The sequence below is a fragment of the Halobacillus sp. BBL2006 genome, from assembly GCF_000786645.1.
Classification (GTDB): Bacteria; Bacillota; Bacilli; order Bacillales; family Halobacillaceae; genus Halobacillus.
Genome location: NZ_JRNX01000140.1, coordinates 1 through 6,846 on the forward strand (window position 1 = coordinate 1; position 6,846 = coordinate 6,846).

7 protein-coding genes are annotated in these 6,846 nt (G+C 41.7%); 1 reads left to right on the forward strand and 6 read right to left on the reverse strand.

Features of this window, described 5'->3' with window-relative positions; genetic code table 11:
• Positions 1-200: 200 nt before the first annotated feature.
• The 4 genes from LD39_RS05105 to sigI all read right to left on the reverse strand — a co-directional run bounded on the left by LD39_RS05105 (position 201) and on the right by sigI (position 4,034).
• Positions 201-1,622 carry an NAD(P)/FAD-dependent oxidoreductase gene (locus LD39_RS05105; protein WP_035543607.1) on the reverse strand — a complete coding sequence of 474 codons (1,422 nt, stop codon included), beginning with the start codon at positions 1,620-1,622 and terminating at the stop codon, positions 201-203.
• Positions 1,619-2,017, reverse strand: coding sequence for a DUF1499 domain-containing protein (locus tag LD39_RS05110; RefSeq protein ID WP_035543609.1), 399 nt, complete (start codon positions 2,015-2,017; stop codon positions 1,619-1,621). Before LD39_RS05110 ends, LD39_RS05105 begins: the two co-directional genes overlap by 4 nt.
• An 83-nt stretch (positions 2,018-2,100) precedes the next feature.
• Entirely contained in the window at positions 2,101-3,300 is a 1,200-nt protein-coding gene (locus LD39_RS05115; RefSeq protein ID WP_035543611.1) for an anti-sigma factor domain-containing protein, read from the reverse strand.
• Complete coding sequence (sigI, locus tag LD39_RS05120; protein WP_035543614.1) at positions 3,297-4,034, reverse strand: RNA polymerase sigma-I factor; 738 nt, start codon at positions 4,032-4,034, stop codon at positions 3,297-3,299. The genes LD39_RS05115 and sigI overlap by 4 nt, the downstream gene beginning before the upstream one ends.
• Before the next feature lie 414 nt (positions 4,035-4,448).
• Here sigI and LD39_RS05125 point away from each other — a divergent pair, with 414 nt between their 5' ends.
• The gene (locus LD39_RS05125; protein WP_035543615.1) at positions 4,449-5,051 is read left to right on the forward strand and encodes a flavodoxin family protein; all 603 of its coding nucleotides are present in this window, start codon (positions 4,449-4,451) and stop codon (positions 5,049-5,051) included.
• A gap of 47 nt (positions 5,052-5,098) precedes the next feature.
• On the opposite strand, the gene LD39_RS05130 is transcribed toward LD39_RS05125, so the two are convergent.
• Together LD39_RS05130 and LD39_RS05135 are read right to left on the reverse strand one after the other, a co-directional pair.
• Complete coding sequence (locus LD39_RS05130) at positions 5,099-5,929, reverse strand: S1C family serine protease (protein WP_035543619.1); 831 nt, start codon at positions 5,927-5,929, stop codon at positions 5,099-5,101.
• Positions 5,930-5,960: 31 nt separating this feature from the next.
• Positions 5,961-6,846: ABC transporter ATP-binding protein (locus LD39_RS05135; protein ID WP_035543621.1), on the reverse strand; the 886-nt coding region annotated here is incomplete at its 5' end.

Genomic DNA, 6,846 nt, shown 5'->3' on the forward strand with positions numbered 1-6,846 from the left:
CGGCTCGTACCGTGATGTTTTACGTGGAAATGTATTATCAGGCCTTGCAATCCAGTTCATCGGTGATGAAGGACTCTCCTGCCGAGTTCAGTGAAGAAATTACTCATCTATTTTTCTACGGTCTCATTGGGGATCAAGAGCAAACCATCCATGACAACTAAAGAGCTGTCCTTTAAAGATAAGGACAGCTCTTTTTCATATTACCTGAATGTATGGACATACCAGCTTAGCGCCTTATTTATCGGACTATCAAACAATTTTTCTCGCCAATAAAGATCAGCTGTCTGGTTCACGACATTATTTCTCGCCGGATAAGGATGAACGACGCTCGATAAAGACTGTAACTTCTTATTCAATGCCTGAACGGTTCCAACTTCCTGCATCCATTCTCCTGCTCCTTCGCCAATGGCGTGAGCACCAACGATTTTTCCTCGTTGATTCGTCATCACTTTCACGATTCCATCTTTATGGCGTTCGGCCATAAAACGATCGTTGTTCCTGAGTTTTGTCTTGAATGTCAATAATCGGTCTCCATATTTTTCCTCAGCCTCAGTTTCCGTCAATCCTAAATGATAAATTTCCGGCGCTGCATAAACGACCCAGGGGACTTTCTCATACGAAACTTTTCTTGACAGACCAAGTACTGCATTTGACACAGCCACTTTTCCTTCCATCCCTGCAACGTGCGTAAATGGCATCGAACCGTTACAATCCCCGACAGCATAGATATGACGCAGATTTGTTCGTAACGTTGCGTCTACAGCGATGGAACCTTTGCTCGTCTTCACTCCAGCGTTTTGTAACCCTAGAGAATCGATATTCGCCTTCCTTCCTGTTGCAATTAACAGGTGTTCAGCATCAACCGTACCCTCTATACCATCTTTTGAGTAATGAACCGTGATTCCTTGCTTTTTCTTCTCAACGCGCTCTACTTGAGCTCGTACGAGAAAACTGATCTCTTTCGATAAAAGGTCATGAGCGATTCCAGCAATTTCTTCATCTTCCTTCGAAAGAATCTGTTCATCGCCTTCGACCACTGTGACCTCTACTCCTAAACGGGCCATCGCCTGTGACAGCTCTATACCAATGATGCCGCCTCCAACGACTACCATTGATTTTGGTCGTTCTCTTAAAGAGAAGATGGTTTCATTTGTCAGGTAGTCGACGGTATCTAAACCGTTTATTGGGGGAACCACGGGGGAAGAGCCTGTAGCAATAACGAAGCGTTTAGCGGTAATCGTCTCATTCCCAACACGTAATGTATGCTCATCTTCAAAAGACGCTTCGGCTTCATACAAATCAATTCCTAATTGAATGAACCGCTCTTTTGAATCGTGATTCTGCACATCCTGAACCGCATCAGCTACTCTTTCCATTGCTTGTTTGAAGAGTCTTTCATAATCCCCCTCTGCAAATGAAGAATATTGGGCAGCTTCATAAACTTCTTTTGCTGATTGAATTAAGGCTTTTGAAGGCATACACCCATAATGAAGACAGTCTCCTCCAAGCTCAGGTTTTCGCTCGATGAGAGCAACAGAAGCACCAAAGCTGGCTGCTCCAGCTGCAACCGTTAACCCACCGGAACCTCCTCCTATTACAGCAATCTGATAGTCAAAACTCACGGTGTATCCTCCTTAAGCCTGCGTTTGAATTCTTCCGAAATCTGCTCCATACGTTTTCGGTTGACGCCAAAATCAGAATAACCAACACGTGAAGCAGAGCGATAATGGACGAGGTTTGATTCTTCATCCAAATAAAATTCAACATCATCTTTGAATTTTAGCAGCTTCGTTGTTACGACAGCATGGATGTAAGTATCTGTCTCCATTTCAATAGAGGTACGCTCCATGTCTTCAAGTATATTTCTAATTAGCATTTTCGTCTCAGCAAGTTCTCCGTTGAAGGGCAAGGGTTTCATCTGTTTATCTGGACTTTTGGTTTGAGTAGATACACAATTCGGCGAGTTAGGACAATCAGCAAGCTGACCATCTTTGACTCCGTGGTATGATTTAGACATCATTTTCCCTCCTTATTTTCACACTACCCTTCTCTTCCCTATAATTTCAACAAAAAACACTCCCGATATGCGGGAGTGTGCGATTACTTACTTTTTTCATTTTTATTACCTTTTTTGTTTTGCTTATTGTTATGTTTATCGTTTTGCTTGTCATGCTTATCTTTGCTTTTGTTTTCGTTTTTAGCTTTATCTTGATGACGTTTACTAAGTTCTTTTTTCTGCTTCTTTTTTTCTTTATGGTCAGCTGAGTTGTTCTTCTCAGGCTTATTCTCATTATTATTGTGGGCGGGTTTGTTTTGCGGTTCAGCACTTGATTCAGAAGAAGAACTGTTATTCGTATCAGAACTAGATTCAGATGCAGAACTGTTTTGCTTTTTCAATTGCCCAGGAGCCGTTTCTTTACCTTTTCCAGGCTTAGGATCCTCTTTAATTTGAACCTTATGGGCCTCTGCATTATCCGGCTTCACCACTGCGGGAGAACTCTTGGGCTCCGACTCATTCTTATCCACTGAAGATTCACGTTCTTCTGATGATGGCGATGAGTTCTTATAAAATGATTGGATAATTTCTTTGTCATCATCTTCGACCGTTACAGATATCGTATCTTTATCGGAATCGGCTGTCCCTTCATTATTAATTCTTTTAGCCATAATTGCATTGACCGACTGATTAGATTCATTTGCTCTTTGACGAATTTGATCCGGAACGAGGAAGGTGGCAATGGTCATTCCGCCTGACCTTTCTGATAAATACCGCTCCATCTGCTTTGAATACTCATCAATTTGATCAGATTTGATATAACTCACTCCGATCAAGACCTGATTCTCAGAATTCACATAACCCATTTCTCTACTCATGTTAATCATGTCAAATGTGACTTCCGAAGCATCACGCTTCTTCCAGTCTTCGAGCTTTTCTACCACTTCCTCTGCTCGTTCATTTTTCGGAGATATATCGAGCACTTGCATTTTGTCATTCAATTCCAATTCTACACTTGGATTTATATCGATATTTACATATGCATAAGCTTGGTTGCTTCCATACCACGAATAAATCGGAAAAAAAGTCAGTAAGAGCACAAGCGAAATAATGGCTACTTTAAAATGACTTCTATCGATGACTTGAGTCCATCGGAACATGGCATGTTTTTCATGCAGTGCCTGAAAATGAACTTCCATACCGACTTCGGCATGATTCAGGCGTCTTGCACGATGAAAGCGGCCATCGTGTGTCATGACGATGGTGTATTCTTTCTTCTGCTCCATGACAATACCTTTTCTCACACACCCACCCCTTTCAGGTAGTCTTTCAGATATTCGTAATCTCCATCTAAGATAAGGACGAGTGCGATGATAAATTTCCGGTTTCTCTCGAGCGTTTTTTTGCTCACTTCAACGCGATCGATGAGATCTTTAATTGGTAACCGTCCCTTAATTATGACTTTCTCCCGTAACGACTGATCGAGATAGACAAGACGTGCAACTTGAACAGCTGATTCACGTGCATCTCTATGCTTCGGGGAAGAATCGATTAAATCTTCGAATGTTAGTTTATATTTTTTGAGCTGTGCTTGGAATTCCATAATCTCTTCACGCCGGTACCATGCTTCAGTTTCTAATTGGTGGCGATCTTTAGCAGCAGCTACCTCAGATGGATTCTCCATTTGCTCGTCGTCATAATATTCTTCATCAAGGGAAGTGACATCAGGTCTCTTTTGTTCATTTCTAATGTGGTCAATCACTTTTCGCTTAATGACCAACCTTGCGAATGATAGAAATGAACTTCCTTTATCACAAGAATAGGCTTGAATGGCTTCATTAAAAGCAAGCAGGCCTATACTGAACTCATCATCTTTAGATGGATCGATATATCTTTTACAAACTTCAGATACACTTTTGGCGATGAAAGGTTGATACTGTTTGAGTATTTCATTTCTTGCTTCGTCGTCCCCGTTTTTGGCTGATTCCACTTGATCATCCAGGGAGGTGTCGTTTTTCTTAAATAGACGTCTGATCAACCTTTATCACCTCCAGCCATTAAATGATTTCGCATAACCTATGCGATTTTTGGGTGTGTTTTATAAATTTATTTCAATTGTGTTACAAAATTGTATCAACCAATCGATCTGAATATCTTATTCCCATCCTGAAAAGGTAATGGATGTCAGGTATTGTATCGAGCCATGACTATTTTACTGAATATAGCTCAAATGGTCTACCACATGAGGGTTACATTTTATTAAATAAACATTTCAAAAAATAGGCCATATGTCATTTTCGACACCCAAGAGAAACCATTTATTTGACATAATGTATACTTGCAGGACTAAAGACCTGATAGATTCTCCGTAAACATAGCAGGTTTACGAGTGCATCTATTAGGATAAAACCATTATGTATGAGGAACAGAAACGGTGAAGGAGGGAATTGAGTTGAAAGCTGTCCTATTAAATTGCAGTTTAGAAAAAGGAAACAAGACTACAGACACAGAAAAGCTCCTCCATCAATCCGCACAAACTTTCCAAGGAGAAGAGATCGACGTGGAAAGGATCCATTTAAGAGACTTTCATATAAATTTCGGGATTACTCCAAAATTGGACGGGGACGATGATTGGCCCTTTGTTTTTGAAAAAATACTGGAAGCAGATATAGTTTTATTCGCAACTCCAATTGCGATGGGAGATAAAACAAGTATTGCCACCTTAATCTTAGAAAGACTTCAAGGGTATCATCACATGAAGAACCGCAAGGGACAAGGTATCTTTTACAATAAAGTAGGAGGTGCCATTGTCGCTGATGACGGAGACGGAGGAGCCCATTTAGCGGCCCAGTCCATCCACTATCGATTATCCATGCTCGGGTTTACGCTCCCTCCTGAAGCGAGCGCAATCTGCAGCAAGCATTATACCGATGCGACTGCCGAGGAGTGGTCCTGTGTAGAGAAAGAGGTCAGGAAAATGTCGTACAACCTGATTTATTTTGCAGAACTATTAAACTTCAATCCTATCCCTGTCTTAGAATTAGCTGAGGATTAAAGAAAAGGTGTCCTGGAAAGCAAACGCTATCCAGGACACCTTTTTGATTACTTATTGCGAAAGTTTTTTTGTTCATAATAATAATCGATCGGAACAGCTAACCCCACTCGTCCTTCACTATCCTCATACAAAGTGGCAAATACGACCGCAATGACCTTCCCTTTGTCATTGATGACTGGACTGCCGGAATTTCCCCTATAGATGGGGGCATCAAGCATCAGCACAGGCTGATTCCAATCACTCAAATTCTTATACCCTATAATATTCCCCTGGTTCGCAATTCCAGTGAATCTTAATGGATTTCCGATAAAATAAACATGGTCGTCTTCTTCAAATGTGGTCTCTTCTGCTAAATCCAAATGCGGGAAACCGTCCCCTTCTGCCTTCAATACAGCAAGATCAACTTCTGGATACTGTTCAACGACTTCAGCCTGAAACAACCCCTCGTCCGGGAAAGCAACGGAAATCCGTTTTTCACCTTCAATGACGTGATGGTTCGTTAGGATCGTGCCGTCTTCATTGATCGCAAAACCAGTTCCCTGGCTTTGCCCTGCTTCTACGACGACAACCGATTTCTTATAATTACTCACCTCATCATTCGTTGACAATTCAGCGGAGGTCATTAGAAAATCGACGGCTGGTATCGAAAAGGTGTTCGGTAATACGGCAACGATATTTGTGATCATCATCAACGCAATGACCCAGAAAATCCATTTTGGAAAGGGGCGTTTTGTCTTCCTTTGCTCCCTTTCCTCACGGTCGCGCTCCCATGCTTTTCGCTTTTCATCCTGCACTAAATCATATAATTCTTCCTCATCAATTTCTTCATATAAATCATCATCAATGATGTCATGTTTGTAATCATCGCGATCCTTCACGGTCGTACACCCCTGTACAGGAGAATTGAAACTACATCGCGCTGACCTTTACTGCCCCTTGCTGCATACGGTACATGTGGTAATAGTGACCGCCTAAAGCAATCAGCTCTTGATGTGTTCCTTGTTCTACCATTGTACCATGGTTCAATACAAAAATTTGATCAGCCTGCTGAATTGTGGAGAGGCGATGCGCAATCACTAACGTCGTTCTTCCACGTTTCAATACCTCTAACGCTTTTTGGATCATTTGTTCCGTTTCCGTGTCGATATTTGCAGTAGCTTCATCCAAAATCAATATAGCTGGATCAAAAGCTAAGGCTCGAGCAAAGGAAATCAGCTGCCTTTCTCCCATAGAGAGAGAATCTCCTTTTTCTTTTACGGGAGTATCGTATCCTTTAGATAACTTCTCAATAAAGCGGTCCGCGCCAACAGCCTTTAATGCCTCCTTCGCCATTTCCCGGGAAATACGACCATCATTCATCGTTACATTCGACAAAATCGTACCTGTAAAAATGAATGGATCTTGAAGAACGATTCCCATATGGCTTCGGACTTGCTGCCTGGACCAGTCTTTAGTCTCGTGACCATCAATCGTAATTACTCCCTTTTGTGGATCATAAAACCGGAACAGTATATTCATGATTGAGCTCTTCCCTGATCCTGTATGACCTACAAAGGCCGCCGTCTGTCCAGGCTTGATATCGAAGGAAATGTTTTTCAAGACATCATTTCCTTCCTCATAAGCAAAAGACACTTGATCGAATACAATATGCCCTTCATATCGTTTGATTGCATCCGTATCTACACCTTCAGCCTCTTCATCCAATAGTTCGAACACACGTCCAGCAGAAACACGCGCTTCTTCAAGCTGCGGCAGTTGATTGACCAAATCGGTAATTGGTTGGAAAAGTCTGTTC